At 39.4% G+C, this 18,232-nt stretch carries 7 protein-coding genes; 2 read left to right on the top strand and 5 right to left on the bottom strand.

Annotated elements, in window-relative coordinates; all coding sequences use genetic code 11:
- Positions 1-2,427 precede the first annotated feature (2,427 nt).
- Together MXE38_RS07250 and MXE38_RS07245 are read left to right on the top strand one after the other, a co-directional pair.
- Entirely contained in the window at positions 2,428-4,113 is a 1,686-nt protein-coding gene (locus MXE38_RS07250) for a methyl-accepting chemotaxis protein (RefSeq protein WP_246913566.1), read from the top strand.
- A 3,366-nt stretch (positions 4,114-7,479) separates the two neighbouring features.
- On the top strand, positions 7,480-8,523 hold the full coding sequence (locus tag MXE38_RS07245) for an NAD(P)-dependent alcohol dehydrogenase (protein ID WP_246913564.1): 1,044 nt from the start codon (positions 7,480-7,482) through the stop codon (positions 8,521-8,523).
- A gap of 1,740 nt (positions 8,524-10,263) precedes the next feature.
- Here the strand turns inward: MXE38_RS07245 and MXE38_RS07240 are convergent.
- The 5 genes from MXE38_RS07240 to MXE38_RS07220 form a co-directional block, all read right to left on the bottom strand.
- Entirely contained in the window at positions 10,264-11,706 is a 1,443-nt protein-coding gene (locus MXE38_RS07240) for a hypothetical protein (protein ID WP_246913562.1), read from the bottom strand.
- 27 nt (positions 11,707-11,733) lie between these two features.
- Positions 11,734-12,264, bottom strand: coding sequence for a hypothetical protein (locus tag MXE38_RS07235; protein WP_246913561.1), 531 nt, complete (start codon positions 12,262-12,264; stop codon positions 11,734-11,736).
- Between the two features lie 88 nt (positions 12,265-12,352).
- Positions 12,353-12,973, bottom strand: a complete 621-nt coding sequence (locus MXE38_RS07230) for a hypothetical protein (RefSeq protein ID WP_246913559.1) — start codon at positions 12,971-12,973, stop codon at positions 12,353-12,355.
- Between the two features lie 540 nt (positions 12,974-13,513).
- Positions 13,514-14,950 (bottom strand): mannitol dehydrogenase family protein, encoded by a 1,437-nt coding sequence (locus tag MXE38_RS07225; RefSeq protein ID WP_246913557.1) that lies wholly within the window; start codon positions 14,948-14,950, stop codon positions 13,514-13,516.
- A gap of 759 nt (positions 14,951-15,709) precedes the next feature.
- Positions 15,710-16,906 (bottom strand): ROK family protein, encoded by a 1,197-nt coding sequence (locus MXE38_RS07220; protein WP_246913555.1) that lies wholly within the window; start codon positions 16,904-16,906, stop codon positions 15,710-15,712.
- Between the last annotated feature and the right edge of the window lie 1,326 nt (positions 16,907-18,232).

The following is an 18,232-nucleotide window of genomic DNA, read 5'->3' as shown; positions in this document are numbered from 1 at the left end:
GCACAGCAAAGCTACTTAAGGCAAGGCAAAGCGAGTTGGTGTAAAGGACAGTTTAGCTGGTCAATTAAGAGCTAAGAGCGGTAAAGTACGGAGTGATGTAATAGCGCTGCTTGGCAGTGCGTAGCAAGGCGTGACAGTGCAGGGCAAGGCAAAGCGAGTTGGTGTAATGGACGGTTGAGCGGGTCAATTAAGAGCTAAGAGCGGTAAAGTACGGAGTGATGTAGTAGCACGGCTTGGCAGTGCGTAGCAAGGCGTAGCAGTGCAGGGCAGGGCAAGGCAAAGCGAGTTGGGGTAATGGACGGTTGAGCGAGGCAATTAAGAGATGAGAGCGGTAAAGTACGGAGTGATGTAAGAGCACGGCTTGGCAGTGCGTAGCAAGGCGTGGCAGTGCAGTGCAGGTCAAGGCAAAGCGAGTTGGTGTAATGGACGGTTAAGCGGGTCAATTAAGAGCTAAGAGCAGTAAAGTACGGAGTGATGTAATAGCGCTGCTTGGCAATGCATAGCAGGGCGTGGCAGTGCAGTGCAGGGCAGGGCAAAGCGAGTTGGGGTAATGGACGGTTGAGCGGGTCAATTAAGAGCTAAGAGCGGTAAAGTACGGAGTGATGTAATAGCGCTGCTTGGTAGTGCGTAGCAAGGCGTGGCAGTGCAGGGGGATAGACAGAGTTAGGGGTTGCTTTGTTGCGGAGTCATTTTAAGGGCTGGTTTGGTAAAGATTGGCTTGGTAGAGCAAGGTTTTTCCTGTAAGGGGAAGGAGCGGTTTGAGGAGTTAACATGGATGAAATGTGATTAACTGTCATATTTTGATAATTTGTATGTAAAAGATGCTTTTTCTTTATTGGTCATACAAGTTGCTGATACATAGACATTACTAGATATAAATGGCTTATTTATAGAAGTGATTAATAGTATTGTGGTCGATTTTGGTGAAATTATCTAAGATTTAGTTGCAAAATGTTTTCAAAAGTGTGAACATACGTAGCTATTGAAGGCTATACTAAATTTGCCTCTTAATGAGGTTTAATAAAGTTTAAGTCTTATCACAAGCAGGTTATTGCACGCTCCTGATAGTTTTTTGGTTTAAGCTATCAAAAATTGTGCTAAAAGAATTACTTTGAATCACAGTTCACTATGCCAAGTTAAATTGGAATGCTTAGCTAACAATCTTTGGTGCTAAGTATAATGTTGCAGTTGATATCATTGTCCTAGTCAAACAAGAACTGAGCTTCGTAAGTATGTTGCTTGCGCTCAGACTTGAGATGCAAACATAAGGCTAGGAAAGCTTTTAGCATCATTTCTAAATTTCTTTTCTAGTCTTATGTCCAGGACAAATTACTAATTCAAGCTTGCTATTTGTTTATGATAGTTCGCACCTACGTATTAGTTAATTGATATTTCTTTGCCACTTACCACAAGCTTGGTCACAACATAGTTTAACTAAGAGTTATCTTTAATTTTTTAGCCTATTTAAAGTAGAGCCTTAACCTTGGTTGCGGTGCATTAATGTTTTTTATTTGCTGGTATTCGTGGTTAATTTGGATCTTAACTCCGATCTAGTAGTCATCAACCGCTCATGAAAGTTTTGTTTTTTTAACAGAAATTCATGAGTTCTAGCAACTTCAAAGCGCTTGTAAAACTTATTTTTAGAGTTAATGATGAATCTAAGCTTGTTCATATTTTAAAGCTTAGTTTGTGGCAAAAGTTTCTTGCTTTAGGTGAAAGTTTCTTTGTCGGTATAACCATGCTCTATGGTGATACCCAACTCTGATACGAAAATATTAGGTGGTACAAATTATACTTGAGATAACTGCTCGTCCTATCCTTTAGGCTATTTAGTAATTTTCAAGTGATGGTTAGTTCACTCAATATTGGAGTGCTCTTCTTAAGTTTTGTTGGTACTTTTATAGCTGCTACTATGAACAAGGTACTAATTTAATTGCCTTAGGTGCAACTAAAAGGCAAAAGTTTATTTGGTATATTTTTAAAGTTTCACTTACTTGTCACATGTTAAAACCTATAAGGGATTAGCTCTGAGGCTATTAGATCTACTAGGCTTTAGTCCTAAGCCTAAGCCTTATAAGCTTTAACACGATAAGCTAGCATTTTTCCATTTTAAAAAGTAAACAAAGATAAGGTGGAGATAATGCTAGGAATAATATTGATTTACATCAAAATTACTAAGGTGCTATCTTTTTGATAACTGAAAACTTGCCTCGATCCTTGTTTTGATTTTAGGTAAAACAAACTTTATATAGCTGCCTCTGGCTTAGGGCAGCAACATGATGAAAGTTATTTTTTGATCTCACATGCTTTGATAGCTTTAACGCTTCTTACCTAAAATTGTGTGTTAATGACTATTAACCATTAGATAGTAGACCTTAATGCTTAGCATTATTTTAAAGCAGAGCATAATTTCTAGCGAGGTAGAGTATGTTTCAATGGTTTTACAACTTGACTAGTAAGGTCAAGCTCGTAATTTTATCTACGGTGTTAATCTTAATGACCATTATGGTCTCCACCATTTCTTATTTATCTGTTTATTCAACCACCAAAACAGCTGAGTATATTGCCATTATTTTAGGTAATTCAGGTAATCGTGTATCTCAGTTACAGGTAGATGTAAGAAAGTTTGATACTCTAACCTTAGCTTATTTATCCGATGCTCCAAACTCTATTGCTAGCCAGAGCAAGTTCAAAGAGGAGTCATTACGTCTTTTAAACAATGTATTAGCAGATAGTAAGGCTTTAGCTAATAGTTCGAGCAATGACGAGATTGAAGGTAGTGCTAAGTTTAATCTCCTAACTACACAATTGGTTAACCGAGTCGATAGTATTAGGGCCTTATATAATGATAATATTGAGGCTCTTAAATCTGGCAAGGGTACAGCTTTATACCACTATTTACGTGAAGTAAGACCATCCATTGCTGGCATTTTCAATACTTGTATTGAAATTGGTAATTTACAAAATACCACAGTAATAAAGCTCTCCAAAGAAGCAGCTAATATGCGTGATGCCTATATATGCTTGGGCGTAGCTCTTGGTGCCGTAGTATTTGGTATTTTGCTATCCTATATCATTTGCTCATACATTACTCATTGCATTAATCGTCAAGGTAAGTTTATTGATGAGATGTGCCGTGGTAATTTTGTCTTTGAGATCCAAGGTTTTAACAAGGATGACTTTGGCAATATTATTAATAAGATCCGCATCATGCGTGACAACCTCAATAAGGCTATAAGCGCAGTTAAGGACAACTCTGCAATCACTGAGAAGGCCTTACAAGATGTTATTACTTTATCAGGTAATATTGCTAATAAGGTTAACGAGTGTGAGGGTAAGAGTATTACTGTTTCCGCTGCCTCAGAGGAAATGTTATCTACCACTCAAGATATTGCTAAAAACTGTGAAGATGCCTCCCACTTATCCATGTCCACTAAGGACATTATTGATAGTGGCGTAGATCGTATCCAAAAGACTATTGAGGCTATTCGTGAGCAAAGCAATGTTGTGCTTAACAATTCTCACGCTGTAGAAAAGGTTGCTAAGCGCTCCTTAGACATTAACTCTATTGTTAATACTATTGAAGAGATTGCTGCTCAAACTAACTTATTAGCATTAAACGCTGCTATTGAGGCTGCTCGTGCAGGTGAAGCTGGTCGTGGTTTTGCTGTGGTAGCTGATGAGGTTCGTGCTCTTGCTAGCCGTACTAGTGCTTCAACTCAGGAAATTGCTGGCATGGTTGCTGACATTCAAAAAGATGCTGCTGCCGCTGCTGAGTCCATTAATTCCTCTGTTGCTTCTATGGAAGCTACCTCTAAGGATACCGCTCAGGTTGAGCACACTATGCATGAAATGATTGATCACGTAGATCAAGTAACTATGCAGATTACTCAGATTGCCTCAGCTGCTGAGGAGCAATCAGCTGCAACTAATGAGATTTCACTACATATTCACGATATCTCTGACTTAGCCCAAAATGCTAACCATGAGGCTCAAAATAGCCAAGAGATCATTGATAAGACAGTAGTTGCCCTCCACTCTTTACGTGATAGTATTGCCTACTTCCACGTAAACCGTGATGGTGCTAACTTCCCTGTTAACTCTGGTCACTAATCCCTCATAAGCCTAAGACCTTTATTAAAAAGGTCAAGGGTTAAGAGGTAATACCATACAGGCCTAGGCGCTTAAGCTCTAGGCCTGTAGCAAAGGCTCTAAAGTCTTAGTACTCAGATTTATTAAAAAATCAGGCACTAGTTGCCTTAACAAGATTTAATCAAAGCCCTATAGCTACTAGTTCTTACTTATCTGAACCTTGAAGTATGAAGGGGCTTTACCCAAACCTAAGTTACATTTTTTAGTAGCCATGCCTATATCAGCATGATAAGCATGGTTGCTAAATTTTAATAAAACCAGCACTCAGCCACTAAGGAAGAAGCAAAGCAAAGCAGAACTTTGAGTGGTTGTGGTAATTGCTGATACAAGGTTATCTAAACAAAACACTAGACTTAAGCCCTAACCAACTTAAGCCCAGTATAGATTACAGAATTTCTACGCTGCATCTGTTTAAAAGACACTTAACACTTTTTTACGAGGTGCTGTAGTCAGTTAGATTTAATAGTTCGCTCATGGCGAGGCTAGGCAACAGATCTTAAAGTAGTAATTAAGCGTGCTGCCTAGCTAAGCTGATATTTAGCCTTTAAGTGGTTTTAGCCCATCTTATCAGCCAAAGAATAATCAGCAAAAAATTTAGTAACACTCAAGCCAGTGCAAAATATTGCATCTTAAAAGCCCTACGCTAAGTTTAACGTAATGCGTCAAGCCTAGCTTTTAGTTGAAGTTGAGGATTAAAGCTCATCAAGACTCTTGTTCTAGGTATTGAAAGCTAAGAACAATAATGCTTAATTTCATATTAGAGTAGATGCTTGCGCTTTGCATAAGCAAGCATGGGTTTTTATATGCTTATTTTTGTGCTGATTAAAACATGAGGCTAGGGTATAGCAATATGCCTGCAAAACAGCAACTAACAATTAAGGACTAACAACAAGCAATCTCTATTATTAGAGAATTTGCTAGCACATTAACGAGTTTGCTCCTACTAGTGATAGTGGGGTGATACCGAGTTTAGTATGGTCTAATCAGCCTGCTAACTAGCATTTTTGAACTAGAGATCTTAAAGCCTTGCTAAACCACCAAGCTTAGCACTATAAAGGCTTTTAGACCTTTGTTTTGCTATCAGCTTACATGGCGCTCTGCAAGATCATAGTTTTCAAATGCTACAAACTAAGCCAAAATTATAATCAAAAGCCTGACAGTCCCAAAACTGCCAGGCTTTTTTTATGCCCGACAAAAAAGTTAGAGCTTTTGCAAAAAATCCCCAGCCCATAACCCTCAAAGCAGTTTAAACAAACGAGCTTTGCTATAGCTGATAGTACGATGAATATTAGCAATGCAACTTCTTATTAGCGCTTGAGCATATTATCCATAATCAAAAGACATTAATCAGCACACACTAAGATGCCATCCAGTATACCACCCCAAAGGCAAACTATATGGCTATACGCCAGCTAAGCTCAGTTCAATGCGCTCAGATATCAAGCAATGCACCACCCCAAAGGCAAACTATATGGCTATACGCCAGCTAAGCACGCCTCAATGCGCTAAGACATCAAGCAATGCATCACCCCAAAGGCAAACATTATGGCCATACTCCAGCTTAGCACGGGTTAATACGCTAAGACATCAAGCAATGCATCACCCCAAAGGCAAACATTATGGCCATACTCCAGCTTAGCACGGGTTAATACGCTAATACATCAAGCAGTACACTCCCCTAAAGGGCAAACTATATGGCTATAAGCCAGCTTAGCACGGCTTAATACGCTAAGACATCAAGCAGTACACCACCCTAAAGGCAAACTTAATGGCTATAAGCCAGCTTATCACGGCTCAATGCGCTAAGACATCAAGCAATGCACCAACCCAAAGGAAAACTATATGGCTATGCGAAATCTAAGCACGGTTAATACGCTAAGACATCAAGCAATATACCACGCTAAAGGGCAAACTTAATGGCTATGCACCAGCTCAGTATGGCTTAATACGCTAAGACATCAAGCAGTACACCACCCCAAAGGAAAACTATATGGCTATAAGCCAGCTTAGCACGGCTTAATACGCTAAGGCATAAAGCAATACACCAGCCTAAAGGCAAACTATATGGCTATAAGCCAGCTTAGCACGGCTTAATACGCTAAGACATCAAGCAATACACTACGACAAAGGGCAAACTATATGGCTATGCGCCAGCATAGCACGGGTTAATACGCTAATACATCAAGCAGTACACTCCCCTAAAGGGCAAACTTAATGGCTATAAGCCAGCTCAGTATGGCTTAATACGCTCAGACATCAAGCAGTTCACCACCATAAAGGCAAACCATATGGCTATACGAAATCTAAGCGCAGCTCAATACGCTAAGGCATAGAGCAATATACCAACTTAAAGGGCAAACTATATAGCTATACGCCAGCTTTGCCAGCCTCGGTGCTGCTTAGCAAACATTGCATTACCTCTGCACGGCTCAACTCTGATCAATGTATAGCAGCTTAGCTAGTGCACTTCTTTAAGGCTCGACTCAATACACCGAAGCTAAGTTTAGCGTGTCTCTTAAGAGTATAGACTAGATTAGAAGTTCGCTATTATGATCCAATCAGCTCTCCATTCGCTCAAACAGACATCCATCACCTCAAAACAACAAAAGCTCATCATTAAAGGACAACTTACTATTTAAGAAAAAGGTCGTGGGAACACTAAAAAGCACATTACCAAAGGTAGTTCTTTGCTAGTAGTTGGTTAGTTTATTTTAAGTTAGTCCTAAGCTTTAAGTGAGCTAGCTGTTGCCTATAGCAGCCCGACAGCTTGCCTACAACATTTTGAGCCTACTAAATTAGTTACTGGCATCAGGCTATACGGGATAGACAGGCTTGAGAGCAAACAGGGAATTAGATAGCTGCTACGTAGTTCAATAATGAATAAGATAGCAAAATCACGTAGTTAAGAACTCGAGTATGGTTACTGTTTTTACAAGTTAACTATAAATAAATGATTAAGTGCCGTTAAAGGATCAAAAGGTAAAACTTGAGAGTATGTAGGTGCGCCAGTACCAATACCTGCTAAATAAAACCAATCAAACCTTTGTCTTACTAGCCTTAAAGTTAGCTTTATTAAGGTATTTATAGCTTTTATCAACTATTAACATTTATCGATTTTGTTAAGCAGATCACAAGAGTTAATAAAAATATATTACTAAGGTCTTTATTTTGAAAATAGAAAGCATATAATGAACTTACTAAATAATTTTGATTAAGTTCATTATTTAACGAGCATGTGTGGTTGCTTGCTATCGACACTCAATACACTTAACCATGTTTGATTGCTTTATAGCGGCAAAGTATGATTTTCCAAGTTTAAGGTGAATTATGAAGGCTGTTACCCTTTTAGAAAAAGGCAAAATTGCTATTGTAGATGATTACGAACATGGCAAGACCTTAGGTGATAATGATGTAGAGATTAAGATCATGGCTTGCGGCGTATGTGGCTCTGATGTTCACTACTATACCCATGGTCGTATTGGCCCTTATGTTGTAGAAAAGCCAATGGTTTTAGGTCATGAAGCCTCTGGCGTGATCACTAAGGTAGGTAAGAACGTTACTCATTTAAGCGTGGGTGATCGTGTTTGTATTGAGCCTGGTATTCCTCGTTTTGACTCTCCTGAGACTTTAGCAGGTTGCTACAACTTAGATCCTGAGCTCACTTTCTTTGCTACTCCACCAATCGATGGCTGCTTATGCGAAACTATTGTTCACCCAGCTGCCTTTACTTTTAAACTTCCTGAGGAAGTTAGCTATTACGAAGGTGCTATGGTTGAACCTGTTGCTATCGGTATGCAATCAGCAACCAAGGCAGGTATTAAGCCTGGCGATATTGCCTTAGTTTACGGCGCTGGCACTATTGGTATCGTGACTGCCCTTTGTGCTCTAGCAGGCGGCTGCTCTGATGTAATCATTGTTGATATGATTGACTCTAAGCTTGAAGTAGCTGGCTCTTATAAGAACATTCACACCATTAATGCAAAAAGAGATGATCTTAAGGCTAAGGTTAATGACCTTACTAATGGTCAAGGCGTGGATGTAGTATTTGAATGCTGCGGTGCTGCTCCTGTAGTTACCCATATTTGCGAGCATGTAAAAGCTGCTGGTACTGTAGTATTAACTGGTATTCCTCTTGATTTACCTCCTTTTGATATCTGTGCTGCTCAGGCTAAGGAAGTAACCTTTAAGACTGTATTCCGCTATGCCAATATGTACCCACGTACTATTCGCCTAATTAGAAGTGGTTCTTTAGATATTAAGCGTCTTATCTCTAAGGTCTATGACATGTCTGATGCTGTAGCTGCTTTTGACCGTGCCGCCTCTGGCACCGCTGGCGATGTCAAGATTATGATTGACTGCTCCAAGAATTAATCACTAATCTACTTACACAACAACCTTAAGCCCCATCTCTCAATCGTAATGGGGCTTTTTTAATTTTTACGCCCCAGTTCAACCAGTACCCCATCATCATACTAACAGGTAGTCTGACCTTGCCTTTAGCACTTTAAAACCAAGGCAAATAAAAACAAGCTGCCCCTTCAAAACAAAGATCAAATCAAAGCCTACTAAACTAAAAGCTCTTAACCATAGTCATATTTCCATCACTTCGCCCGCACCTAAAGCCTATAGCACGTCATAATCAGGTAAAGCTCGTTACCGATATTTAGGGTACTCTCTTAAAGCCAATTAGCAGCAATCAAGCTCAATAAAAAGCTCAATTATCTCAAGCAACCCTAATAGTTCTATCACCATTGATACCAAACAAATCAAGCATATAAGAAGCAAGTATAATCCTCAGCAATAAGATAAGCGGGTCAGGCAGCCACTAATAGCAACAATACTATACTCAGCTCAGAGATAGGATAAGTGCAGATAGCTAAAGTGCTGTAAAACTGAATAGGCTCATGTCAGCTAAAAGCTTTGTAGCAGCCATATACAAGCCTTATAGCTGTGTTTTAGGCTTGAAGTTAACATGACAAAGAAACAAACAAGCAAAGCTAACAATGCGAGCCTTAATAGGAGCTCTTGGTAAGAGGTGATAGCAGGGCAATAGACCACTAGGGCAAATACAAGATAAGAGGCTTTTACTAGCCATGCAATAGCCTTAATAGTGGTGCCTTTAAGCCATTAGTAAACAAGAACAATTAGCCGCTACCACAAACAATACTTTACTAAGCCCAGAGACGGGTTAATGCAGTTAGCTAAAGAGTAATAGACCTTTATTAGGCACATAATAGGGAAGAAGCCTTGCATCAGCCATATACAGGCCTTATAGCTGTGTTTTAGGCTTGAAGTTAACATGACAAAGAAACAAACAAGCAAAGCTAACAATAAGAGCCTTAATAGGAGCTCTTGGTAAGAGGTGATAGCAGGGCATTAGACCACTAATGGAGAATACAAGATAAGAAGCTTTTACAAGCCATAGAACGGTCTTAATAGTGGAACCTTTAGGCTTTCAGTAAACAAGAACAAACATCCGCCACATCGAACAATGGTTTACTAAGCTAAGAGATAGAATAAGTACAGATAGCTAAAGAGTAATAGACCATTATTAGGCACATAATAGGAAAGAAGCCTTGCAGCAGCAATATACTTCCCTTATAGCTGTGTTTTAATCTTTAACCAAACAGGATAATCAAACAAGCAAAGCTAACAATGCGAGCCTTAATAGGAGCTATTAGTAAGAGCTGATAGCTAAAGTGCATTAGACCACTAAGGGCAAATACAAGATAAGAGGCTTTTACTAGCCATGCAATAGCCTTAATAGTGGTGCCTTTTAGCTATTAGTAAACAAGAACAATTAGCCGCTACCACAAACAATACTTTACTAAGCCCAGAGACGGGGTAATGCAGTTAGCTAAAGAGTAATAGATCTTTATAGGCACATAATAAGAAAGAATCCTGGTAGCAACCATAAACGGGCCTGATAGCTGTGCCTTAGGCTAAAAGTTAACAAGATAAACAAGCAAGCAACACTAACAATGAGAGCCTTCCTAAACAATAGTTTACTGGATCACATAGATAGGAGTTATAAGTGCAGATAGATAAAGAGCACTAGAGCTTTATAGTCTCATAATAGGTAAAAACCAATGTAGCAGCCATGTACCTCCCTTATAGCCTTGCTTTAGGGGTGAGGTTAATGGGATAAAGAAACAAGCAAGCAACACTAACAATGAGAGCTTTAATAGGAGCTCTTAGTAAGAGGCGATAGCTAAAGGGCATTAGACCACTAATGGCAAATATAAGATGTGAAGCTTTTGAGGCGTTAGACAGTGCGTTAATGATATTTTTGCCCTCTGGATTAATGGCCTGTCCACACATGCGCACCAAGTAATCATTATTGTAGCCTTTCATCATCATGGCGTTTTGTAATCTATCTTGCGCCGTGCGTGTTGGTTGGCCTTCTTTAGTTAATAGGCCAGCCTGCTCATTTCTTGGAAGTCCCGCAATAAAGCTCTTAACACTTTCAACGGTTGGGCTGCCGTCTTCGTATGTTTCAAAGCTTGCGTTTTTCATGCGACTAACATCAGTTCTTGCTTGCTCCACTGTGTTCAGTGTTAAGCCTTGAGTGATATTAGTTTGGTCGCCAATGTCTTTAGTAACGTCCTTAGGTTGCATCACTCGAACTAATACAGGGTTTTTCATTCCCTTAATTATTTCAGGGTCGCAACCGTGCTCACCTGCATTAGCTATTAAATCTTGTTTGTACTGCTCAGCCTTAGTAGGATAAGCGTCATAACTAGTGGCTATAGCAGTCATACGACCATTACCAGCAATTGCCCTTTTAATATTAGGGTCTGAACTGTTGTATTTCTCATTAGCAACGCCACTTTTATCATTAGAAGTGGTTACGCTATCAGCTTCGACCACGGGATATTGCACTTGCAGGCGCTCGCCTTTTTGGGGGGCTAATACTGTGGTTTTACCCATGTCCTTAGCATCATAAGAGCCAAAAGAAACAACAGGGCACCCGCTATTAAAATCGTTAGAAGTTCCTACTTTGTAGTAATCAAGATTCTTAGCAATTTCTTTCATCTGTAGCACCGATGCTATATTAGAGCGATTACGGTTTTGTAACACCACATCATTAGGAATCTTTTCAGGCAAGCTAGTATCAATCTTAACATCATGCTGAGCAGGTAAGCCCTGTTTGAGCTTTTCAATCTGGGCCTTAAGCTCTTCAATTTCCTTTTGCTTGCTCTCTAGCTCTGCGTGAGGTGCGCTTTGACTTGAAAGCCCAGCGCTGTGCATGTTGGTTTGCGCTGCATTACTTTGAGCAGCATTAGAAGAGCTTTGAGCTTTGGTCTGCTGTCTCTGCTCTTTAAGGTCTTTAAAAGCTTGCCTAATGTTTTTACCAGCGCTATTAGGTAAGCCGCCCTTAATAATTTGGCCTGTGGTTTCATCAATTAGGCATTTGTGGCTCTTATTCTCACCATTAGCGCCCTTGCCTTTTGGGTGGTAAGTAATCCATTTAGCATCATCGCAAGCTATGCCCCTATGCTTAGCAAGCGCAAACAGGCATACTAGGATTTTATCTAAACTATCTTGCTTCATATTTTACACTTGCCTTGCTGTTAGTACTTATTTAGCCTTTTGCTTAGCTGCGACTTTAGCGGCTTTTTGCAATTGAGTTTTAGCCCATGCTGCGCCGTTAATTCCGTTAGCCTCGTAATGTGTAGCCAAATACTTGCCTGGGTTTTGCTGCTCAAACTTATGAATTTCTAAAAGTTTTTGAGTGTTAGCTTTTCTAGTCTTAACACCCTTTTGAGCAGCAGCAGAGCGCTTTGCTTTTTTAGCGACTTGTTCCTTCTCTTCTTGCTTTCGTTTTTGACTGTACGCTTCTAAGCCTTTAGCACCTTTGGCTCGTTCCTTTAAACGTTGCTTGCGTTGCTCTTTGCTTTCAAAAGCACGCCTAAGCGGCTTGCCTCGCATCTTTTTCGGGCCGCCTTTTAAGATTACGCCTGTCTCAGAATCAATCAAAAACTTTTTACCGCCGCCGCCTTTACCTTGCTTTTTAGTGGTAATCCAACGGGCCTCATCATTGGCCATAATGCCATTTAGTTCATTAATTGCATCGCTAATAATATGACCGATAACTATACCAACGGCCATATCACACCGTCGCTTGTGGTCAGTGCTTTTAGTTATAAACAACCTCAGTTAATAGGCAATAAAAAAGCCCCATAAAAGGGGCCTTTATTTACATGTATCCTTGACTTAATGCAGTTTCATAAGCTAGGTGGCTGCAAAAAATTCTATGATTAAACTTAAGTTCGTCATTAAGCAGACCATACTTTTTAAATGCCTGATATAAAGCACTTTCCGCACTGCGAATTTTATGGAGATAATCTAATAAGGTTTGCATGTCGTCAATCCATGGTTGAATTTCATGTATCTCTTTTATCTCTTTGGGCAAGCCTTCGTTTTGCAAGAGATATGAGGCTTGTTTGTAGTTAATCTTGCCTTTGCCTCGACTTTTTACAAAATCACTATATTCAGGATAAACTCGCCCAGGAATCTCAACACCTTCTAAAGCATTACTCAAAGCAGAAAGCCAATAATCTAAAATGCAATATTCAGGATCGCTTTTTGACGCTTCTGTTAGTGGTTTTAATGATTGAAGATTTATGCTCTCAAGCTGTTCAATAAGGTAGATATAATCAAACTCTTTCATGAGCTTGACTAAAACATTACTATCAGCACAGGAAAAGGCCTTATTATATGCATCAGCCTGCAACATACACAACTGTCCAGGGTGCAAAATAGGTGAATATTCTAAAACGCCCTGAATTGTTTGTTCTTCTCCTAGACTTATCATCACGGTTGCCCCTTGATTTGTAAATTGGCCATGTTGTCCATTAATTGCTCTATTATAAACCTCTTTTGAGATAGACCAGACATAGGGGAGACAGTTGGTTACCCTATGGGGGTATAAAAACGTCAGTGCAAAGTTGATGTAAAGTATTGATTTATGCCTACTAAAACAAAACATTAAGATTAGTGCAATATGCTTTAAAAGTGTGATCTATATCATTTCATGTATTTACCCTAGTTTGTTTAGTGAAATAAGGCAAGGGCGGGCGAGATGGTTGTTTGGTGCTGCACTAAGGCGTGTTGAGCTGAGCTGCGCTGCTATGTTATGTGCGATTGGTTGCGAGGGAGCAGGGCGGGCGCTTGGTAGATGGTGGGATTGTGGTTGATGGGGTTGGTGAGGTAAGAAAGGCCCCATTGCAGGTGTTAGCTGATAATAGGGCCTTATGGTATGATTCTTGTTCGGGGCAGGCTAAGAAGGTTGCCTGCACCTTGCAAGATGTGTTGTTGTGTTCTGTTTAAAAGAGTTCTTTTTTGCGATGATGATCTCTTAGAGAACTTTGTTCTTTAAGGTTTCATAGGCACCATTTTTGGCAATGGCTTCTACCATAGCTAAATAGCAATCAACAAAGGCTTGGTTGGCCTTTAAATTTACTGCGTTAAAGGCAGATAGACCTAAGAAATCTTGTGCATTGTCTGAGGCAATCACGGTCTTGTCCTCGGCTGTGAGCCATGGCTCAGCAATTTCAAAGCTGTTGCCCTTGTCGTCAACACGAACCTTTAAGTATTGGCGGTAAGCAGCTAACAGATAGGCAATACGAGTAAAGTCAGAGCCGTCAGCAAAAATCTTCTTAATGTTTGGAACAATGTATACAGGGAACTTAGAGATACCGTCAAAGCATAAGCGAGCAATTTGGTCTGATACTGACTTGTTAGCAAAGCGCTCAATTAAGGTTTGCTTGTACTCATCTAAGTTAATGCCCTGTGGTGCTGGAACATACTTAGTAATGTCCTTATCCATGAAATCACGAATAAAGGTAACAATGTTTTGGTCTGCTAAGGCCTCATCTACCTTACGATAGCCTGCTAAGAAAGATGGGTAGCTTAATAAAGTGTGGGAAGCATTTAATAGGTTAAGCTTCATATTCTCATAAGCGTCAACATTATCAGTCATGATAGCGCCAACTTGCTCATAAGCTGGGCGACCTGCTACAAAGTTATCCTCAACTACCCATTGGATAAAGTCTTCACAATATACAGGTGCTAAATCATGGGTACCATTCTTAGCATTTAAGCGCTCAATATCTTGAGGTAAGGTAGCAGGGGTAATGCGATCAACCATGCTATTAGGGAAGGTCACATTAGTAAGTACCCAGTTGTATAAATCCTCATCTAGAGCCTTAATAAAGGAGCAAAAGGCCTTCTTAGTAGTATTGCCATTGTGCTGTAAATTATCGCAAGAAAGGATGGTAACACCGCCAATACCTTGCTCTTTACGGATACGTAAAGCAGCTGCTACATAGCCAAAAACGCTTTGAGGATCGTTGCAATTATTTAGATCATGCTTAACTTGGGCATTTTCTAAGTCAAACTCACCTGTAGTCTTGTTAATGTTGTAGCCACCTTCGGTAATGGTTAAGCTGATGATCTTAATGTCAGCGCTGGCAAGCTTGTTAATTACAGCTTGCTTATTCTCTTTAGCCCATAAGACCTCAACTAAGGAGCCAATAGACAATACTTCATCATTACCCTTACGGCCACATACGGTTAAGGTGTACTCTCCCTTTTGCTCTTTTAGAGCCTTATATAAACGCTCATCGCTATCAAGGAGCATTACACCACAGATACCCCATTGATTTTGGCTTGGTGTATTTAATAGCAAGTTAGTATAGTACTCCATATGAGCACGGTGGAAGTTACCAACGCCAATATGAGCAATGCCTGCTTTTACAGAAGAGCGATCGTAGCCAAAATTAATTAATTGCATAATAAATGACCAAAAATAAGACTAAAAAAGTAAGACACAACATAGCGAGTTGAACTGAGCACTTGTCAGCTCGTGTTTGAGGTCATAATACACAGCTCAAAATACGGCATAACACGCTGCATTAAATAAAAACTACGCTATATTAACCAATGCTTAATCATGAGATGCTTAAGTTGTTGACAAGAGGTAATTTATTACGAAAGTGCGTAAAAAGGCGTATTTAAGCCAAAAGTTAACTCAAAAGGCTAAGGTTATAAAAAATGCTTATTGGAGGAGATGATGCAAAATAATGAAACGATTGCAGTCTTTCTATAAAAAAATGTATTTTATGCAGATAAAGGCCATATAAAAGGGATAATGCGGCTATAGGTATAGCTTTTATAAAGAGTAGAATACAGGTGGTTTGGGCAAGATTTCATTGATTTACAGCAAACGATTGCATTATATTTTGGTTAAATTTTCGGTTTAATTAAAGGCACCTCAGGTCATAAAACCTTATGTTTTTAGTGTATTAAAATAGTGTGATCTAGCGCAGAATAATTTTTTCAAACAGAGCAAAATATTTTCGGTTTTTTGTAAAAATGCTGCAAAAACATACTGCAAAAACTGCAAAAAAATAGAATAAACCCCATTTAGCTCCAAGAGAGCTGGCTCATAAATCAAAGCTTTATGGTTTTAAGAGGGAATTGAGGAAGGAAAATGCCGCCCACAAGAATGTGGGCTGGGCAAGAGTGGTAATAACAATAATTTGTGCTTACTCTAAGAGGCTGGCTTTTCGTTGTTTTCTGGTTCAACTTGGAAGTCAGCAATAGTTTGAGTTACGCAAATTAAAGCAGCGCCAAAAGCTGATGGATGCTTTTCAATAGAGCCTGAGGCAATAGGGGCGATATCAGCAAATAAGGAGCGCTTAACAGCACGCTTATTGATCTCTGGTAAAAATGGCTTTAAGAATGGGCCAATAGAGCCGCCTAAAATAATAGGGGTATCGCAGAGCATGGATAAGTTATCCAAAAGCATACCTAAATATTTAAGGTAGGTCTTAAGTGCCTGCTCTGCCTTCTGAAACTTCTCGCTGTGTGCCAAATCACCATTGTATGGGCCTGCATTAAAGACATTAAAGAGTTCTTCTAAGGACTCAAAGTCGTTTTTAAGTAGGGCTTGTTCACATAAGTATGGATCAACGCAGCCATCCTTACCGCAATAGCAGCTACGGCCATATGGAACTAAGGTTACGTGTCCAATTTCACCTGAACGATTGTTTTTGCCTTGCATTAAGAAGCCACTAGCAACAATGCCGCCACCTACAGTATGAGATAAAGAGAGGTAAATAAAGTTACGCTCTTTAGTGGTAAAGGCCTCAGATAAAGCACCAGCATTAGAATCGTTAACTAAAATGATTTTAGCTCCTAAGTACTCGCCTAAAGGAGAAAAATCAACATCAGATAATCCTAAAATATGGGAGCGGGTAACAAAGTTGCCAGATACAATTCCTGGAACAGAAACACCAACGTAATTGTTAAGCTTATCTAAGGAGCCTTGCGCTTTAACAAAGTCCTTAGCGCTCTTAGCTACCTGAGCAAAGTATTCTTTAGAGTAGCTAAAAGGTAATTGCAACTCATCCTGGGCTACGACATTGCACATAAAGTCCATTAATAAGAAAGTGACATTATGATCAGTAATATCAATGCCTAAGCTGTGAGTATAGTCCTTATTAAGGATGTATTTGGTAGGAGGCTTGCCACCAGTTGAAGGAGCCTTGCCACCAGGGACAATAATTTGGTTTTGGCGTAATTGTTGTGTATAGCAAGTAACAGTTTGCAATGTTAGGTTAAAGGTCTCAACTAACATGGGGTTAGTTACATAACCATAGAGCAAAATCATATTGCAAATTTTATTTGCAGGGGTGCGATTTTCATAGGACATCCCCCAATTGATACCATTAATTTGCAAATTCAATTCTATATCTCCTATACCTAAGCAAAAGACTTATTAACAGCAGGCTTAGATAATAAAATATGTAAAACTAGCTACTAACAAAATACACGTAGAGCTTATTGTATTTAGGTCTATGGTGCTTTAGCATCATCACTTTGAATGATCTACTTTAATCATTAACCTGAGGTGTTGGTCAAAAGGTAAGAGTGATCCAGCCTAAAATATAAAAATTAACAAGCTTTTAGTATAAGCAAGTTATGATTGCTGGTGTAATACTCTAATTACATAGTCAACCAAATTGTAGCGCTAACCTTAGACAAGTATAGCCTAATAGTCTTTAGTTAAAATTAGGTCAAAGTATAATTTAGTCTGAATGGGTAAGACAAAAGTACATGGCTATTAATTAGCCAACTCAAGGTAAAGGTTAGAAGAGCCATCAAGTACAGTATTCAAGTAAGCTTATCGTCATTCTTTAAAAACTTTTGAGTGTCAAAAGTAATATCAGAACTCTCCACAGCTACAAATAAACATAAATACATAATTAACCAAAAGATAAAAGCATAAGACCCTAACAAGGTGTAATTAGGACTTAAGCAATTATTTCTAGGGCAGTATTATCATGATTAAGGGCTGTAAGCTAATTTGTTAACAGCGTGTCCTTAGCTCATCTTATACCTATAAGCCTTTTTTGCCTATAAGCGATTATTGATACAGTTCGCAAAATAGCTAATAGCTATTTACTTCCCTTGCTCTGGCTATGATGTTCCTTTACAGATGAACCTCATAAGGTGGTTCACACTAGCTATACTGATCAATAAATCTTCCTTAGGTAATAGCCATTCTAAAGTCCAAGCACTAACTAATAAGTTAATCTCAGTCCCAAAGACTGATCTAAGCTACTGCCACTGCAACTGTAACTGACACTGTCTATGAGCAAGCTTTGGGTGCATATTAGTAGCAATTAACCGTGCAAGACCATATGCTCAAGCAAGGGCAAGTCCAAAGGCTACTACCCATAGCAGGATATGAACAAGAGCCAGAGTAGGGGGCTTGGCAGGTGTTTAGTCATGAGTAAGCCATTGAGTATGCATCGGGTCAAAGGAAAAAGTAGGTGGCTGTTTTTCAATTTTTTAGACTTGTCCTATGTTTTTGGTAGTTGGGCTTGATGCCTGTAACTTGGCTTGCCCTAAATTGGGGAGGGCAGATAAGCTCAAAAAAATTTTAAACCTAAAAGTTAGCGAATAGTGTCATGCAAGAAGTATCCTTGTCAGGAACACTAAGATTCGATTAAACCAATATGCTGAAAAAACATCTTGTCACGCTTGGTCATTTCTGGAGTGAATCTTG

The sequence above is a fragment of the Anaerobiospirillum sp. NML120448 genome (assembly GCF_023050945.1).
GTDB lineage: Bacteria > Pseudomonadota > Gammaproteobacteria > Enterobacterales > Succinivibrionaceae > Anaerobiospirillum.
Note: the sequence above shows the minus strand (reverse complement) of the source record. Positions and strands in the feature narration are given on the sequence as shown.